Source organism: Paenibacillus sp. 23TSA30-6, assembly GCF_014858585.1.
Taxonomy (GTDB): domain Bacteria; phylum Bacillota; class Bacilli; order Paenibacillales; family Paenibacillaceae; genus Paenibacillus.
In genome coordinates, this window is record NZ_SLTL01000094.1 from 1 (window position 1) to 943 (window position 943).

Below are 943 nucleotides of genomic sequence, written 5' to 3' on the forward strand. Positions count from 1 at the left end.
TTTTTATGTTGATTTTGTTTAAGACGACACCGCGTTAATGTTGTATAATATAGGTAACTATTGTATAGAACGGACGGTGTTCGTATGCTGCGATCTCATCGAGACAAACAACAATCCTTTGAATTCGTTTCCCTGGAAGAACTGGTACCGCAAGATCATTTGCTTCGCAAAGTTGATAAATATATAGACTTCTCCTTTATTCATGAGAAGGTAAGCCCGCTGTATTGTGCGAACAACGGGCGTCCTGCCATCGATCCTACCGTGTTGTTTAAAATGATCTTTCTCGGTTATTTCTATGGCATTCGCTCAGAACGGCAACTTGAGCGAGAAATTCAGACGAACTTGGCTTATCGCTGGTTTTTGGGGCTGGGTTTAACCGATAAAGTTCCAGACCATACGACCATTAGCTGGAATCGCCGGACCCGTTTTAAGGACACCACGATCTTTCAGGATATTTTCGATGAAATTGTCCTGCAGGCGATCTCACACCGGATGGTGGGCGGACGCGTTCTGGTGACCGATTCGACGCACGTGAAAGCGAATGCGAACAAACACCAGTACACCAAAGAACAGGTACTGCAGAATACCAAGGACTACATGGACGAGCTCAATGCAGCGGTGACGGAAGACCGGAGAAACCATGGAAAAAAAGCGCTAAAATCCCGAGAGGAAGTGAACGAAGAAAAAGAGGTTAAAGTGAGCAAAACCGATCCCGATAGTGGCTATATGATTCGTGACGGCAAACCTGAAGGCTTTTTTTACCTGGACCACCGTACGGTGGATACCAAATACAATGTGATTACCGACGTGCACGTGACGCCGGGGAATGTACATGATTCCGTTCCTTATTTGTCGCGTTTGGACCGCCAGAGAGAGCGTTTTGGTTTCCAGGTGGAAGCCGTCGCCCTGGATTCGGGTTATTTGACAACGCCGATTTGCCGTG

At 46.8% G+C, this 943-nt stretch carries 1 protein-coding gene; it reads left to right on the plus strand.

What is annotated here, in order from left to right; genetic code table 11:
• Positions 1–84: 84 nt before the first annotated feature.
• A partial coding sequence (locus E0698_RS26230) for an IS1182 family transposase (protein WP_192513429.1) occupies positions 85–943 on the plus strand: 859 nt, incomplete at its 3' end.